At 66.7% G+C, this 15345-nt stretch carries 13 protein-coding genes and 1 pseudogene; 5 read left to right on the top strand and 9 right to left on the bottom strand.

From position 1 onward, the window contains the following. The first annotated feature begins 55 nt into the window (after positions 1-55). Both ON33_RS34495 and ON33_RS34490 read left to right on the top strand, forming a co-directional pair. Complete coding sequence (locus tag ON33_RS34495) at positions 56-406, top strand: HesB/IscA family protein (protein ID WP_033089671.1); 351 nt, start codon at positions 56-58, stop codon at positions 404-406. Between the two features lie 227 nt (positions 407-633). Next, positions 634-1599, top strand: a complete 966-nt coding sequence (locus tag ON33_RS34490) for a carbohydrate kinase family protein (RefSeq protein ID WP_040863348.1) — start codon at positions 634-636, stop codon at positions 1597-1599. 138 nt (positions 1600-1737) lie between these two features. Here the strand turns inward: ON33_RS34490 and ON33_RS34485 are convergent, their stop codons facing one another. After that, positions 1738-2613: a hypothetical protein gene (locus ON33_RS34485; RefSeq protein WP_040863347.1), complete on the bottom strand. Its 876-nt coding sequence runs from the start codon at positions 2611-2613 to the stop codon at positions 1738-1740. Between the two features lie 115 nt (positions 2614-2728). Between ON33_RS34485 and ON33_RS34480 the strand changes: the two genes are divergently transcribed. After that, on the top strand, positions 2729-3442 hold the full coding sequence (locus ON33_RS34480; RefSeq protein WP_040863346.1) for an MBL fold metallo-hydrolase: 714 nt from the start codon (positions 2729-2731) through the stop codon (positions 3440-3442). Positions 3443-3537: 95 nt separating this feature from the next. Here the strand turns inward: ON33_RS34480 and ON33_RS34475 are convergent, their stop codons facing one another. Continuing rightward, complete coding sequence (locus tag ON33_RS34475; RefSeq protein ID WP_040863345.1) at positions 3538-4641, bottom strand: branched-chain amino acid aminotransferase; 1104 nt, start codon at positions 4639-4641, stop codon at positions 3538-3540. A 29-nt stretch (positions 4642-4670) separates the two neighbouring features. On the opposite strand from ON33_RS34475, the gene ON33_RS34470 reads away from it, so the two are divergent. Beyond that, a complete protein-coding gene (locus ON33_RS34470; RefSeq protein ID WP_040863344.1) occupies positions 4671-5582 on the top strand; it encodes a DUF8017 domain-containing protein in 912 nt (303 codons plus the stop codon). Positions 5583-5768: 186 nt separating this feature from the next. Here ON33_RS34470 and gcvT read toward each other — a convergent pair whose 3' ends face one another. The 5 genes from gcvT to ON33_RS34445 all read right to left on the bottom strand — a co-directional run bounded on the left by gcvT (position 5769) and on the right by ON33_RS34445 (position 10999). Next, positions 5769-6869 (bottom strand): glycine cleavage system aminomethyltransferase GcvT, encoded by a 1101-nt coding sequence (gene gcvT / locus ON33_RS34465; protein ID WP_040863394.1) that lies wholly within the window; start codon positions 6867-6869, stop codon positions 5769-5771. Between the two features lie 78 nt (positions 6870-6947). Further along, positions 6948-7958, bottom strand: a complete 1011-nt coding sequence (locus ON33_RS34460; RefSeq protein ID WP_040863343.1) for an alpha/beta hydrolase — start codon at positions 7956-7958, stop codon at positions 6948-6950. 107 nt (positions 7959-8065) lie between these two features. Next, a complete protein-coding gene (locus tag ON33_RS39170) occupies positions 8066-9331 on the bottom strand; it encodes a 3'-5' exonuclease (RefSeq protein WP_063711141.1) in 1266 nt (421 codons plus the stop codon). Positions 9332-9333: 2 nt separating this feature from the next. Beyond that, the gene (locus tag ON33_RS34450) at positions 9334-9861 is read right to left on the bottom strand and encodes a thiamine pyrophosphate-dependent enzyme (RefSeq protein ID WP_040863342.1); all 528 of its coding nucleotides are present in this window, start codon (positions 9859-9861) and stop codon (positions 9334-9336) included. A gap of 514 nt (positions 9862-10375) precedes the next feature. Next, positions 10376-10999, bottom strand: a complete 624-nt coding sequence (locus ON33_RS34445) for an antibiotic biosynthesis monooxygenase (RefSeq protein ID WP_040863341.1) — start codon at positions 10997-10999, stop codon at positions 10376-10378. Positions 11000-11504: 505 nt separating this feature from the next. On the opposite strand from ON33_RS34445, the gene ON33_RS34440 reads away from it, so the two are divergent. Further along, on the top strand, positions 11505-13343 hold the full coding sequence (locus ON33_RS34440; protein WP_040863340.1) for an AMP-dependent synthetase/ligase: 1839 nt from the start codon (positions 11505-11507) through the stop codon (positions 13341-13343). Here ON33_RS34440 and ON33_RS44710 read toward each other — a convergent pair. Continuing rightward, positions 13330-13641 (bottom strand): annotated as a pseudogene (locus ON33_RS44710) (cobaltochelatase subunit CobN); the annotation flags it as partial. The gene ON33_RS34440 and the pseudogene ON33_RS44710 sit on opposite strands and share 14 nt — an antisense overlap. Continuing rightward, positions 13628-15172 (bottom strand): DUF262 domain-containing protein, encoded by a 1545-nt coding sequence (locus tag ON33_RS34435; RefSeq protein WP_218001555.1) that lies wholly within the window; start codon positions 15170-15172, stop codon positions 13628-13630. The pseudogene ON33_RS44710 and the gene ON33_RS34435, both read right to left, overlap by 14 nt. Positions 15173-15345: the final 173 nt, after the last annotated feature.

Here is a 15345-nt window from a genome sequence, read left to right as displayed (position 1 = left end):
GGGGAGGCGGTGGCCATGCCTTCACGGGTTGAAAACAGGTCCCTTAGGAGAGTTCATGACTGTGCAGAACGAGACCACCACTCACGGTGTGACTCTGACCGACGCCGCCGCCTCGAAGGCCAAGGCGCTGCTGGATCAGGAAGGCCGCGACGATCTCGCCCTTCGCATCGCGGTCCAGCCCGGTGGCTGCGCGGGCCTCCGCTACCAGCTCTTCTTCGACGACCGGAGCCTCGACGGCGACCTGGTCGTGGAGTTCGGCGGCGTCAAGCTCGCGGTCGACCGGATGAGCGCCCCCTACGTGCAGGGCGCGTCGATCGACTTCGTCGACACCATCGAGAAGCAGGGTTTCACCATCGACAACCCGAACGCCACCGGCTCCTGCGCCTGCGGCGACAGCTTCAACTGACATAGCGCCCGCCAGCGCGGAACGTCCGACCCCCGGATGTTCCGCGCTGTCGTGTGTGCTCACTCTGTCGTGGTGAGCGCTGAGTCGTCCGGGATCTGGAATACCCTGTCTCGGACAGAGTAGTTTCGAATTGCGGCCCCCTCGGCCGCACAATCCACCGCCGGCCCCCCGCGTCTGTCATCTCCGCATCCCGGTGCGCAGCCGCACGTCACCGAAGGATCGACCCAGTGACCATCGCCGTGTCCGCCTCCATCGCAACCGATCACCTCATGCGTTTCCCGGGCAAGTTCTCCGATGTGCTGCTGGCGGACCAGCTGCAGCACGTGTCGCTCAGCTTCCTCGTCGATGATCTGGTCATCCGCAGGGGCGGCGTGGCCGGCAACATCAGTTACGCCATGGGCGTGCTGGGCCGCACCCCGCTGCTGGTCGGCGCCGTCGGCCAGGACTGGGGCGAGTACCGGAAGTGGTTGGAGGACAACGGCGTCGACTGCTCGGCCGTGCGCGTCTCCACCGAGGCCCACACCGCGCGCTTCGTCTGCACCACCGACGAGACCATGGCGCAGATCGCCTCGTTCTATCCGGGCGCCATGACCGAGGCCCGCGAGATCGACGTCACCGCGCTGGGCCGCGATCTGGAGATGGTGCTCATCGGCGCCGACGACCCGGAAGCCATGCTGCGCCACACCGATCAGTGCCGCGCCGCCGGAATCCGCTTCGCCGCCGACCCCTCCCAGCAGCTGGCGCTGGTGGACGGCGAGACCATCCTGCGTCTCATCGACGGCGCCGACTACCTGTTCACCAATGAGTACGAGTGGGGCATCCTGCTCCAGAAGACCGGCCTGAGCGAGGCGGAAGTCGGTGAGCGCGTGGGCATTCGCGTCACCACCCTGGGCTCGAAGGGCGCCAAGATCGTCGACCGCGACGGCACCGAGCTACACGTGGATGTGGTCCCCGACAACGCCAAGGTCGATCCGACCGGCGTCGGCGACGGCTTCCGCGCCGGCTTCCTCACCGGCCAGTCCGCGGGCCTGTCCCTGGAGCGCTCGGCCCAGCTCGGCTCGCTGGTCGCCGTGCTCGTCCTGGAAACCGTTGGGCCGCAGGACTGGAGCCTCGACCACGACGTCGCGATGAAGCGCCTGCGCGAGGCGTACGGCACCGAGGCCGCGGACGAGATCGAAGCCATTCTGCGCTGACCGACTACCACAATCTCCGAGTCTGCACGCCGATCATGTGATCGGCGTGCAGACTCGTGTCTCGGCAAGGACGTCCGCCCTCTTCACCGACCGCGGAGGACGAGGGTCGACACCGGAGTCTCGAGTGCACCCGGTCCGTCAGTCCCCGAACACCTCGTTGGCGAAGCACGCTGTCGCTGCCCTGTCGAGCCACACGTCGAGCTGCTCGATATCGGTGCACGCCCCGACGCGCGCAACAGTCGACTCGTCCACGGCGATCCCCCTGCTCCGCAGGACCGCCAGCAGCGCCTTCGCCTCCCCCTTGGCCTCTCCCTTGACCTCCCCCTCTGCTTCGCCCTGACTGAAGTAACGCCGAGCGAACTCGCTCTTGTACTCGTATGTTCCGGCGGTCATAAGGCTCTCCAAGAAGTGCCGGGCCGCCCGTGGCAAGACGGCCATTACCAGGTCAATGTACATTTCACCGTTCGGCGCGTCGACCACGTTGGTAGCGAGCGCGGTCAGAATGGCGTCCCGATGCCGATCGTTACGGTGCGCGATCGCCGAGAGGACAGTCAGTTCCGGATTTGCCGCCGCGGTGTCGGTGTCAGTCACCACCGGCACGTCCGACGCGCTGATGACAACGGGTGTCAGGGTGAACCCCGGCGCGACGGGAATCGGCCTTCGGCAGTATGCGGCCGTGTGCTTGTCCGGGCACATCACGAGCAGCAGCGTGCAGCAACGCAATCGGGCACGGAGCGTGGTGAGATAGACGGGCCAACTCCAGTTCTTGCCCGGGTCCGGCCGCAGTTGGACTTCCACCACCACGGCCATTTCCGGATGAGCCCCGTTTGCCAGGACCACCACGATATCGGCCCGATACTCCGTGGGGTTGATGTCGGGACAGTCGCCGGATTCCAGTCGGGCATGGTCGAATTCGGGTAGTGGGGTGTCGGTCACCAACGGCAGTAGGTCGGCGACCAGTTGCGGGCGGTGCCGGAACAGGTCGATGAGTACTTCGTGGAGGACCGTGGGCATGGGGGGAAGTTAGCAGCTGGGCCCGACAGGAAATCTGCTGGTCAAACAGCCATTTCGGGCAAATGGGCAGGATCCGGATGCCGATGTACGCCACGTGGGCAATACGCTGTCAGGTATGGCCTCCGACCGTTTGTATTTCCGCCAATTGCTGTCCGGCCGCGACTGGGCGGTGGGCGACCCGATCGCCACGCAGATGCGCAACTTCGCCTACCTGATCGGGGATCGGGACAGTGGTGAAGCCGTGGTCGTCGACCCCGCTTACGAGGCCGGGCAGCTGGCCGACATCGCGGAGGCGGATGGCATGCGGCTGACCGGCGTTCTGGCCACCCACCACCACCCCGACCATGTCGGCGGCACGATGATGGGCTTCACCCTGCGCGGGGTGAAGGAGCTGCTGGAGAAGACCGATGTGGCGGTGCACGTCAATGCCGAGGAACTGCCCTGGGTCGCCAATGTCACCGGCATCGCGCCCAGTGAGCTGACCGGGCACGCGCACGGCGACAAGGTCGCGGTCGGCGGGTTCGAGATCGAACTGCTGCACACGCCCGGGCACACGCCGGGTAGTCAGTGCTTCCTGTTCGAGGACCGGCTGATCGCGGGCGACACGCTGTTCGTCGACGGTTGCGGCCGCACCGATTTCCCCGGCGGCGACTCCGATGCCATGTTCCGCAGCCTGCGCTACCTGGCCGATCTGAAGTCCAACCCGACCGTGTACCCGGGTCACTGGTACTCGGAGGAGCCCAGCGCCACGCTGACCCACATCAAAGAGAACAACTACGTGATGCGGCCGCAGACGCTGGAGCAGTGGCACATGTTCATGCCCAGCTGATCCGATCGCATGGGCGGATCATGTGGATCCGCACCCGAAATGCCGAGCGCCCGCCCCGAATTCGTTCGGGGCGGGCGCTTTTCGCTTCACGGGCCTCAGACCATGGTGCGCAGCCAGCCGTGAGTGTCGGCGAAGGTGCCACGCTGGATGCCGGTGAGGCTCTCGCGCAGCGCCATGGTCACCTCGCCGGGTTCGCCATTGTTGCCGATGATGAATTCGCCGTCGGCGGAGCGGACCGAGCCGACCGGAATGACCACGGCGGCGGTGCCGCACCCGAAAACCTCGGTGATCTCCCCGGATTCGACGCCGCTCTTCCATTCGTCGACGGAGACCCTGCGCTCCTCGACCTTGTAGCCGGAGTCGGCGGCCAGGGTGATGAGCGAGTCGCGGGTGATACCCGGCAGCAGCGAGCCGGACAGCTCCGGGGTCACCAGGCGGGCGTCGGAGCCGCTGCCGAACACGAAGAAGAGGTTGTTGGTGCCCATTTCCTCCACGTACCGGTGCTCGCAGGCGTCCAGCCACACCACCTGGTCGCAGCCCTTCTCGGCGGCCTGCTGCTGGGCCAGCAGCGAGGCGGCGTAGTTGCCCGCCACCTTGGCCTCGCCGGTGCCGCCGGGGGCCGCGCGCACGTATTCGGTGGACAGCCACACCTTGACCGGCTTCAGACCGCGCGGGAAGTACGCGCCGGCGGGACCGCCGAGCAGCAGGTACTTGTAGGCGGCGGCCGGCTTCACGCCCAGGCCGACCTCGGTGGAGAACATGAAGGGTCGCAGGTACAGCGAGTCCTCGCCGCCGGCCGCGGGCACCCAGTCGGCGTCCACCTCGAGCAGCTGACGGATCGATTCGATGAACAGCTCGTCGGGCAGCTGCGCCATCGCCATGCGCGCGGCGGAGCGGCGGAAACGCGCGGCATTGGCGTCCACCCGGAAGGTGGCGATGCTGCCGTCGGCCTGCCGGTAGGCCTTCAGCCCCTCGAAGATGGCCTGGCCGTAGTGGAACACCATGGTGGCCGGGTCCATGGCCAACGGTCCGTAGGGCTCGACGCGGCCGTTGGTCCACTGCCCGTCCACATAATCCAGCGACACCATGTGATCGGTGAAGTACCGCCCGAACCCGGGCTCCGCGAGAATCTCCTGCCGCCGCTGCGCCGGGACAGGCGCGGGATGCGGAACACGGGTGAACTGCGCGGCAAGTGTCATGACCGGGAGTCTAATTCGCCGCCATCGGCATGCTGGGGCCGGATACCTCTACCGACCAGTTCGCCGACCGGCCGTCGTCCACGCCCCTGGATAGGGTGGACAGCGTGTACCCGGAGCATCCGCTGTCGAAGCCACCCAGTACCCACCGGCCCCTGGTGATCGCGTTGATCGCCGTGAGCGTGCTGGGGCTCGTCGCCATCCTCGTGGTGGCGGCGCTGACGCCCGCACACACCGTGACCGGAACCGCGCTGCCCGCAGACCAATACGGGCCGCAGGACACCGTGACCCGCACCAAACCCTTGCCGACCACCACGGCCGGGGCGCCCAAGGCCACCATCGCGTCGCTCACTCCGGGTTGGCAAACCTCCTACTCCGTCTCCCGCAACGCGGTATACGACGTGCCGAAGGAGTGGACCGTGCCGACCCCGACCACCATCGTCGGCTTCGAGGGTGGCGGCGGTCGCGTGGTGATGAGCGGTGCGGCGGAACTCTCGCCCAAGTCGTGCGACGGCAAGCACTCGAAAGCCATCGCGGGCGTGACCGGCTCCACACTGGGCGACCTCTCCGCGGCGGCCAAGGACGTGGCCGGCAACTGGGCCACCGTCGCCGGCGCCAACGACGACCGCCCCAACTCCACCTACACCCTCGGTAATGTCGAAACCCTTACAGTCCAGGGCAAACCCGCCGCTCACGTCACCGCGACCCTCGCCAACCCGGGCCCCAACGACTGCTCCCACCCGGCCGCCTCGGTAGTCCACGCCATCGCGGTCCCCGGCAACAAGGGCCAATCGGTGGTCATGGTCTTCTACGCCGACCAGGGCACCGACGGAATCGCCACCGACGACACCATCCGCACGATGTACACCACCCTCCGCCCCGCCGGCCTCGACGCCGCCGCCTGCAAACAGGACAACGAGGTCGTCGGAACCTGGTGCGGCTGAGGCTCCGACGGCTGGGCCGCTGAGATATCCGTGTCTGCTGACACAGCGCGGACTCCGGTCCGGCTGAGATTCTCGTCGTGCGGCACGGTAACCGTGCGCCGAACCTCGCACACGGAACCGCCCGGCGGATCAGCGGTTCAGTGTGCTTTGCGGACGATCCGGTTTACGATCGGCGGGCAAACCTGCTCAGGCAGTGCGCGTTTCGACGAACGGCGGGCGGATGACCTCGCAGCGCAGCCGACGGCCGCGGACGTCGACCTCGACCTCGTCGCCCGGCTCGATGCCCGCGGCGGTGTCCAGCAGCGCGAGGGCGATGCCGACCTTGAGGGTGGGAGAGAAAGTACCGGAGGTGGTTTCGCCGACCTGGACGTCGCCTCGCATCACAGACTGGCCCTGACGCAGCACGCCCTTGTCGATCGCCGCGAGCCCCAGCAGGATTCGACGCGGTCCCGCGGCCTTCTCGGCCTCGAGCGCCGACTTGCCCCAGAACTCCGGCTTCTTCCAGCCGACGGCCCAGCCGGTGCGGGCCTGCAGCGGCGAAATGTCCAGGGACAGTTCGTGTCCGTGCAGCGGGTAGCCCATCTCGGTACGGAGGGTGTCGCGCGCGCCGAGTCCGGCGGCCTGACCACCGGCGGCCTGCACCTCGCTGACCAGTGCGCGGAAGACTGCCTCGGCGTCATCCCAGCGAGGCAGCAGCTCGTAGCCGTGCTCACCGGTGTAGCCGGTGCGGCAGACGCGGATCGGGCGGCCGTCCCATTCCGCGTCGGCGTAGGCCATGTACTCCATGTCGGTGGGCAGACCGAGCTTGGCGAGCACCTCCGCGGACCGCGGGCCCTGCACGGCGAAGACCGCGTAACCCCGGTGCTCGTCGGTGACGGTGATGCCCTCCGGCGCGACCTTCTGCAGCTCCGCGACCACGGCGGCGGTGTTCGCCGCATTGGGCACGAGGAAGATCTCGTCATCGCTCACGTAGTAGGCGATGAGGTCGTCGATGACCCCGCCTTCGGGGGTGCAGCACAGCGTGTACTGCGCTTTCCCGGGGCGAATCCGATTCAGGTCATTGGTGAGCGCCGAGTTGACGAAGGCCGCCGCCCCCGGCCCCTGGACCGTCGCCTTGCCGAGGTGACTGACGTCGAAAAGTCCCACGGTGGTGCGCACGGCGGTGTGCTCCCCCACTGTGCCCGCGTACGAAACCGGCATCTCCCACCCCCCGAACGGAGCGAAGGTAGCCCCCAATTCGACATGAACAGCGTGGATGGGTCCCTGCAGCAGTTTCTCGTCGGTCACCCGAAGCAGCTTATCGGTCCTGCGCCGGGCCGGTGACAGGGGAACCGAATGGCCGGTCACACCCGCGTGGTGACCGATTCACACTCCGAGGCTGCGCGCGATCCCCGGCCAGGCATGGTGAAAGTCGATCTGCCAGGACGGCCAATTGTGGGCGCCACCGGGGAGATAGTCGAACGTCGCCGGGATGTTCAGGTCCTCGATGCTGGATTGCAGAGCGCGGGTGCAGGTTTCGACAGTGGATTCCAGCGCGGTGCTGGACGCGCCGACCTGCCCGCCACCCGCCGCGGCGGGATTCGCACCGGTTCCGGCGGCGATGAAGAGGTTCGTGCCACCGAGCTTCTCGAGATTGGCGGGCGTGGACGGGTCATTGGCCGTCCACGCCGGGGAGCCGTCGACACCCCAGATGTTCCAGGGGTTGCCGCCGCCGGAGAGGACCACGGCCTGCATATAGCGGCGGCCGGGGTCGGTGCTGGTCTGGGCGCAGCCGCTGAAGGAGCCGACGCTTCGATAGAGGCTCGGGGCGGATTCGGCGAGCGCGAGTGCGGAGGTTGCCGACATCGACACTCCTGCAATGGCATTGCGGCCGGAAGCGCCGAGGGCCGCGTCCATGACGGGCGGAAGTTCCCGGGTGAGGAAGGTGGTCCACTTGTTGCGGCCGAGCCTGAGGTCGTCGGACTGCCAGTCCGTGTAATAGGTGTAGCGACCATCAAGGATGTTCACCACGTTCACGTTCTGGTCGGCCAGGAAGTCGACGACATCGGTGCGGGTCTCCCATGACACCTCATTGCCATTCCCGTCTACACCATCCTCAGCGCCATTGAGCAGATACATCGTCGGACGCGGCGCGGAATTGTCGGCCGCACGAATGACCGAAACCGTGACTACCCGGTTCATGGCCGCCGAATACACGTACACGGTCGATTTGCGCTCGTCCCGCTGCATCACCTGGTCAATGTGCGACCCATCGGCCGCGAACACCGTCCCGGAATCCACCGGCTCCGCCGCAGCCCCCGGCATCCCGCAGAAAGCCCCCGCCACCAGGGCGAAACCCGCTGCAACCCACCGGCCCCGGCCGCGTCCACTCGTCATATCCGCCTCTGACTCATCCAACGAATCCCCTCACCCTCTTTACCGAGCCGGTCATGACCGCGCAACAACGCGCTGCTCTCACCCAACCTGTCGCCCATCGCCTCGGACTATTCACGCATCCCGGCCTCGCCACCCACACAGGACACGAACGCGGCCTCGTCCATCACCTCGATCGTCTGACCACGCGTCCGCAGCTCCGCAACCCGACGCGCCTTCGTCGTCGTGAACGCACCAGGATCCGCGCCCTTGAATCCATCGCCGATGACCAGCCGCGTCGTCCGCCGAGTGACGTTCCGCGCGGGAGTCGCCCCGCATGCGGCGATGGCATCCCACGCCTCCTGCCGCGTCATGGCCGCGAGATCACCAGTGAATACGATGATTTCGCCATACAGCGGATGAGATGGGTCCGTGCCGGTCACGGTCGGCAGCACCAATTCCGCACGGCCGAACCATGGTCGGCGCGAACGGGGTTCCGCGGCAGTCGACGCGACCTGCCCGTACGACGCCGATGCCCGCGCAATCCGCTCTGCGGGCCCCGGCGCCTCCGCGGCCGACCCAGTAGCGCCGGTACTCCCCGCCGCCAGACCGGTCGCGCCCAACATCCCGGCCACCGAGTCTGTATCCCGTGACATCTCAACCGCGCGCCCGGCAGGCCCCCGTGCCTTCGCAGCGCGGCCCGCAAGTCTTGGCGTCGCGATCAGCTCGCCCGCTGACCCCAGCTCCATCGTCCGGTCCCCGGACACCGGCGTCGTTCGTCGCCCGTCCACGGGTATCAGCTTGTCGGCCATCGATTTTCGCGATGGTCGATCGGTTCGCAGGGTGCGGTCGGTCACCATGCGTTCGAGCGCCGACAGGGAATCGACACCGGCGCGGGCGGCCAGCGCGATCACGATGTCGGCCGCCGCGGCGGCGTCGGCGCCGGCGTCGTGGTGGTCGGCGAAGTCGATGTCAAGCGCGGCCGCCACGTTCGGCAGGCGGTAGCTGTCCAGGTTCAGGTGGCGGCGGGACAGGGCGAGGCTGCAGCTGTAGGACCAGGTGGGTATCCGAATTCCGCTGCGCGCGCAGGCTTCCCGTATCGCACTGCTGTCGAATCCGACATTGTGGGCGATGACGGGCAGCTCACCCACCAGGCTCTCCACCTCCGGCCAGCGCTGCGCGAACTCCGGCTTGCCGGCGACCATCGCCGGGGATATCCCGTGCACGCGAGTGTTGTGCCGGTTGAAGGAGTCCAGTCCCGCGGGTGGACGGCACAGCCACGACGCGCTCTCGCCGCGCCGCCCGTCCCGCACGATGGTGACGCCGACCGCGCAGATACTCCCGCGCGCGGAATTTGCGGTTTCGACATCGATGGCGGCGAACGACAGTCCCGCCATACTCACCGCACCGCGAGCGGCAACGGCCGTGCGGCCCGGCCACCGAGGTCCTCCAGAAAGGGCCGGGCAAGTCTCAGCGACTCGAACGCCGCCCACGCGTCGGCGAGCTCCGCGATCCCCCGCGCCAGCGTCAGCACCTGCAGGATCTGTTCATCGTCGATCGGATGGCGCGGCGACGCAGCCTCATCCGGCGGCACGATCACCGGCCACTCCGGCCGGACGAGTTTCCCGCCCGTCGCATCCTGATGCTCGGTGAACCGCCTGTCAGCCGATTCGATTGCGGCACGCACGGTTTCGACCGTGGCAGCCACATCGACGGTCCCATCGGCTCCAGCGTCGTCACCCGCCAGCACGACCGTGTATCCAGCCGTGAGACTCTCAACCTCGTCAGCCTGCGAAGAATCGAGCACCCAAGCGCCCGATAGCCGCGACTCCCCCAGCGCGGCCCCCACATTCACATGCCAGATGACCAGCCGATCCCCCTCACCACCGAGCACCACGAGGGTCTGAAGATCGAACGAGGCAGCCATAACGCTCCACGGTCGTAGCGGACAGATACCGGGTTACGTTAGAGCATCCCCCCGACAAACTTCCGCGAACCCCACGCGAATCATCAACGGAGCCAAAGCGTTCCAACCGACCGGGTTTGCGAACCGCCAGGATCCGGCTCACCCGCACGGGGCCCTCGACCTAGCCGATCCGAACGACGCTCGCGCGCGAACTCAGCGGACGAGTCCCTGCTGGCCGCATTGCTCGAAACCCCGATCCTCAACGCCGACACCGCACAACAAATCTCTGGCACGACCGAAGCCAGCACTTACCGGGCATTGGGAAGGTTGACCGATGCGGGGATTCTGGAGCTACTGTCGGAGAGCAAGCGCAACCGGGTCTGGGCCGCAACCGACGTTCTCGCCGAACCGGACGCGCTGAGCGCGGGATCGGACGGCGCACAGTCGGGCAGCTATGAGTTCGTCATGAAACCTCGGAGGTCCCGGACCGGCTGGAGCCGAGATCATCCTCCGGGTACCGCGTCGAACCGGTCAGTCAGACCAGTTCCGGGACGCGCAGATGCGCCAAGGCCAACTCGAATTCGCGGACGTCGACTGCCTCGACGCGCGCCTGCCGGGCGGCGTCCACGCGCAACGCGGCCGACGCGATCCGGCTGCGTTCCATCGCCTCGGCATTGTCGTAGACGCTGCAGGAGACGGCACGGCCCGACGATCTGTTCACCATCAGGCTCGCGCTGCAGAATCCATCGAGCTGCTGTTCCATACCGGGCAAGGTGCGGTCCCGGTAGACCTCGATGGCGCTGTCGATCCTGCTGGGATCGGTCTTCACCCAGGTGACCCGCGCACACGCGCCCTGCGGCGTCGGGTGCGTGCGATGCATGGCCGCGATCTCCCACTCCTCGACCATCGGACTGCCGCCGAATTTCCCGGCCGCGCGATCGCGAATCGGGATAACCTGCTCGGCACTCGCCCGCATGGCGTCCTCGGATTCCCATGAGGTCGTCACGATGCAGCGGCCAGTGCGCCGATCGACGAGCAATGAAAGCCCGATACAGCCGGGAATGTCCTTCAGCTCCGGCATAACCTCGTCCCGCACATATGCGATCCCGGAGTCCAGAGCGGAAAGTTGCGCCTGAACTGTGGTAGACCGTGCGAACACGATCCACCTCCTTTCTGCACAGAGGCAGCGCCCGGCGGCGCCACCGGTGCCTCTCACAGTGCCCCCTCTCGATCATCAGGGCAATAGCGGGCCGGCCCCACACTCATCGGGCGGCCCCATGACGGCCTGATCTCCGGCGCCACGACCTGTATCGACTACCGTCGCTGTGGCCGATGAATCTCGAGTTCCAGCTCCCGCGGCACCGCGCGCTCCGGCATCGTCAACGGTTACTCGGCGACCGAATTTCGCTGCCGCTGCACCGCAACATAATTCGTCGGTTTCTCGGAGTTGGTGACCGAGTCGCGCGCGACCTCCGCGATCGGGCGCTCCGGCCACTCGATCACCGTCCTCGCCCTTGTACTCGGCCAAACTTTTCCGGTCCGGAGCGGCTCGGGAATCAGGCCGGGTCCCTCCCCGTGCACTGCGACCCGCATGGCGAAGACCCGACGCCCTTTTCTCGTCGAAGCGCCACATCAATCGGCCGGGAACTCCGTAGAATTGGTTGATGATGTTCCTCCGGCAACCCGAGGAACTTCCCGATCTCAGCAAGATCGAGGGCCGGGCGTCATCGGTTGCCCAGATACTTGTCGACCGCGTCGCCGAGACTCCAACGGCGGAGGCGTTCCGATTCCGCGATGGTGACGCCTGGGCCAGCGTGTCCTGGAAGCAGTTCGGTCACCGCGTCGACCTACTCGCCGCCGGGCTGATCGCCCTGGGAGTCCAGGCCGAAGAACGGGTAGCGCTGGCGTCATCCACACGCTACGAGTGGGTGCTCGCCGACTTCGCCGTGATGTGCGCAGGCGCGGCCACCACCACCGTGTACCCCACCACCAACGCACCCGGCGTCGCGTTCATCGTCGCCAACTCGGGCAGCCGCATCGTGATTGCCGAGGATCAGGCGCAGGTCGACAAGTTGATCGAGCATCGCGCCGAGTTGCCCGACGTGCAGAAGGTGGTGATCATCGATGGCGAGGGCGACGGGGACTGGGTGATCACTCTCGACGACCTCGAAGAGCTCGGACGCGGACTGCTCGCCGCGTCCCCCGACGCGGTCGCCGACCGCATCCGCGGCATCCGGCCCGAGCACCTGGGCAGCATCATGTACACCTCCGGGACGACCGGCGTCCCGAAGGGTGTTCGGCTGCCGCATTCCGCATGGACGTACAGCGCCGCGGCAATCGACGCGTTGCATGTTCTCAGCCCCGACGACCTGAACTTCCTGTGGCTGCCGCTGTCCCATGCTTTCGGCAAGGTGATGTTGGCGCTGTCACCGCTGATCGGCTTTCCCACGGCGATCGATGGCCGGGTCGACAAGATCGTGGACAACCTCACGATCCTGCGCCCCACCATCGTGGCGGCCGCCCCGCGCATCTTCGAGAAAGCGCACGCCCGAATCGAGGGCATGATGGCCGAGGAAGGCGGGATCAAGAAGAAGCTCTTCGACTGGGCGGTCGGAGTCGGCCTGCAGGTCTCGCGTGCCAGGCAGGCGGGCAGGCATCCATCGTTGCTGGTTTCCCTGCAGCACAAGGTCGCCGACTGGCTGGTGCTTTCCAAGGTCCGGGCCCGCTTCGGCGGCCGGCTGCGGTTCTTCGTTTCGGCAGCGGCCCCTCTGGACCGCGATCTCGCGCAGTGGTTCGATGCGGTCGGCATCATCGTGCTCGAAGGCTACGGCCTGACCGAGACCGCCGCCGCCTCGTTCATCAACCGCCCCGAGGCATACCGGTTCGGAACCGTCGGCAAACCATTCCCCGGCACCGAGGTCCAGATCGCCGAGGACGGCGAGATCCTGCTCAGAAGTCCCGGCGTGATGAGCGGCTATCACGACCGCCCGGAGGCCACCGCCGAGGCTCTGGACGCGGACGGCTGGTTCCGCACCGGCGATATCGGCGAGATCGACGCAGAAGGATTCCTGCACATCACCGACCGCAAGAAGGACTTGTTCAAGACCTCGCAGGGCAAGTACGTCGCGCCCTCCGCGATTGCCGCCACGTTCAAGGCAATGTGCCCGTACGCAGCGGAATTCATCGTCTACGGAGAGACACGACCCTACTGCGTCGCCTTGGTCGGCCTCGACACGCAGAGCATCACCGAATGGGCCGGCAAGCACGGCCTGGCAGACAAATCACTCGCCGAAATCGCGCGGGACGAGCAGACCCACAACGAGATCGAGGCCTACATCGCCCACCTCAACTCCCAACTCAATCGCTGGGAACAGATCAAGAAATTCGAGATCATCGACCACGAATTGTCCGTCGAGACCGGCGATCTCACACCGAGCATGAAACTGCGCCGCAAGATAGTCATCGAGAACCTCGCCGACAGTATCGAAGCCCTCTATCACTGAAGCCGATCGAGTGCAGGCCGTAGCGGATCTGCACGTCCTTGATCTCGCACAGCCGGCAGTCGACGTGTAGCAGCATGTCGTCGAAGGATTCCTCGTCAGGCCGCTCGGTCAGGCCCAGATGGTGGTCCATCTTGGCCGCGCGCATGACCTTCGCTTCGCATTCCTGAACCCTTCGACGATGCCGTCGGGTCGGGTTGTCCAGTCGCTCAACAGGATCTCGCGCGAAGCACGTCAGCTCCGCGGTCGATCGTGGTGCCGATCTACCGCCACCACGGACACCGCGTCTACAAGAGCGCAACCGCGTCCTCGACAATGCGGCGCGGAACCTCGAAGCGGACCCGCACGCGTTTGGGGTCGGCGGTGGAGGCGCTGATCGCGGCGACGTATTCGTTGTTGTTCGCCATGGCGGCGCGAGCCTCGGCGACGATTCGGGGCCGAGCGCGCTCGAGCTGTTCGGGGTGGTAGCCGGACAGGACGACGCCCCAGCTTTCCAGCAGCGCCCGGTTGATCGGGGAGCGCCGATCGTTGCCGGTCGGCCAGCGCCGGAAGGCATAGTCGCCGAAAATGATTCGCGCGTTGATCATGCCGCGTTCGAAGGCCGCGAACCAGGATTCGAGGTGCGCGTCGGAGATCTGGCCGACGTCGTCGATGAGCTCGGTGGTGGCGTCGAGCAGGTTTTCCAGCGACCCGTAGGAGTCGTACTCCTGCAGATCCGGAAGGGTGTAGAAGGCCAGGAAACGCAGGACGGCCTCGCGGTCGTTCATGCGGACGTGATTTCGCAGCACGCCGCCGGTCGCCGCATGGAAGGCCTCGGCGGAGGCACACCGCTTGAGCAGATTCCGGCTGCGCGCGCTGCTCATGCAGTGCCGAATCTCCATGGCGTTCAACGGCTCTCCACCGGTGTTGATGCGCTTGAAGATGTCGTACTTGACGCGGTTGGGCGTGGACGGCTCGATGACGTGCACCACGATCTGGGCGTTGTGCAGGCGGCGGCGCAGTGGCGGATCCAGTTCCGCGAAGGTCTTCTCGCGCTCGCCGTCGAGGTATTCGAGCTCGTCGAGAGCGAACCCGCCCTTCACGAACTCGTGCACGGTGGACAGCCGCTGCAGGCCGTCCACCACACGGAACATCCCGCCGCGGTCCTCGGCGAAATAGAAGGCGGGCAAGGGAATCTGCAGGAGCAGGCTCTCGATGAGCCGAGACTTCTGGCGCCCCTTCCACACTCGGTTGCGTTGAAAATCGGGGGCCAATTCGAGATCGCCGTCGTCGATCATGTCGAGGACATTGCGCAGGGAGAACGTGCGGGTGGAGATCCGAATCTGTTCGGGATCCCAGGGTGTCGCCGGGCGTCCGTCGAACGGGTCGTCGTCCCGCTCGATTTCGACGCCGGTCGGCTCACCGTAGAAGACTTCCTCCACCACGGCCGCGGCCTGATCGCGGAAGGTCACGGTGGTGTCGGCCGGCGATGTCGCGACTGCCGGTGCGCTGGAACGGACGTAGTGGTCGAAGACATCGGCGGTGCGGGCGTCCAGCTCGGCCGCGCCGAGCACGGCGAACGCGGCGACGTCACCCATGGCCGGCAGCCACCGGTTCTCCATCACCGCCCCCAGACGGTGCGCGAACTGCTGGTGCCGCTCGACCTCGTCGAGGAACGGCGGCAGGAAGCAGCCGAAGATCAGCCGCAGCGAGGGCCCACCCAGACCGAGGAAATACAACCAGTACGGAAACTCGCCGTCGAGCCGTCGCACGAACTGACGGACCGGTTCCATCTCGAACAGTTCGGTCGGGATGTGCTCGTAGCCCTCGATGACCAGTTCAACTGCGCCCATAGCGGTTCGGGCGCGTTCCGGCGAAACGAAGCACGAGTTGAGGGCCTCGAGGGCGGGCCCCAGGTCCCCCCTTTCGATATCCTCACGGGGTATCACGACAACCAGCTGATCGGGAGAGAACACCAAGCTTCCTTATGGTTCGAGCGGTCCGCCGAACCACCCTACCGAGGCTG

The sequence above is a fragment of the Nocardia niigatensis NBRC 100131 genome, from assembly GCF_000308655.1.
Classification (GTDB): Bacteria; Actinomycetota; Actinomycetes; order Mycobacteriales; family Mycobacteriaceae; genus Nocardia; species Nocardia niigatensis.
The sequence above is the reverse complement of the archived record's forward strand: the minus strand, read 5'-3'. Positions and strand labels throughout refer to the sequence as shown.

Bases quoted from the DNA above. Each gene is read 5' to 3' on its own strand.
- ON33_RS34495 (WP_033089671.1), top strand. From the start codon at position 56: ATGACTGTGCAGAACGAGACCACCACTCACGGTGTGACTCTGACCGAC.
- ON33_RS34485 (WP_040863347.1), bottom strand. From the start codon at position 2,613: ATGCCCACGGTCCTCCACGAAGTACTCATCGACCTGTTCCGGCACCGC.
- ON33_RS34480 (WP_040863346.1), top strand. From the start codon at position 2,729: ATGGCCTCCGACCGTTTGTATTTCCGCCAATTGCTGTCCGGCCGCGAC.
- ON33_RS34475 (WP_040863345.1), bottom strand. From the start codon at position 4,641: ATGACACTTGCCGCGCAGTTCACCCGTGTTCCGCATCCCGCGCCTGTC.
- ON33_RS34470 (WP_040863344.1), top strand. From the start codon at position 4,671: ATGCTGGGGCCGGATACCTCTACCGACCAGTTCGCCGACCGGCCGTCG.
- ON33_RS34460 (WP_040863343.1), bottom strand. From the start codon at position 7,958: ATGACGAGTGGACGCGGCCGGGGCCGGTGGGTTGCAGCGGGTTTCGCC.
- ON33_RS39170 (WP_063711141.1), bottom strand. From the start codon at position 9,331: ATGGCGGGACTGTCGTTCGCCGCCATCGATGTCGAAACCGCAAATTCC.
- ON33_RS34450 (WP_040863342.1), bottom strand. From the start codon at position 9,861: ATGGCTGCCTCGTTCGATCTTCAGACCCTCGTGGTGCTCGGTGGTGAG.
- ON33_RS34440 (WP_040863340.1), top strand. From the start codon at position 11,505: ATGATGTTCCTCCGGCAACCCGAGGAACTTCCCGATCTCAGCAAGATC.
- ON33_RS34435 (WP_218001555.1), bottom strand. From the start codon at position 15,172: ATGGGCGCAGTTGAACTGGTCATCGAGGGCTACGAGCACATCCCGACC.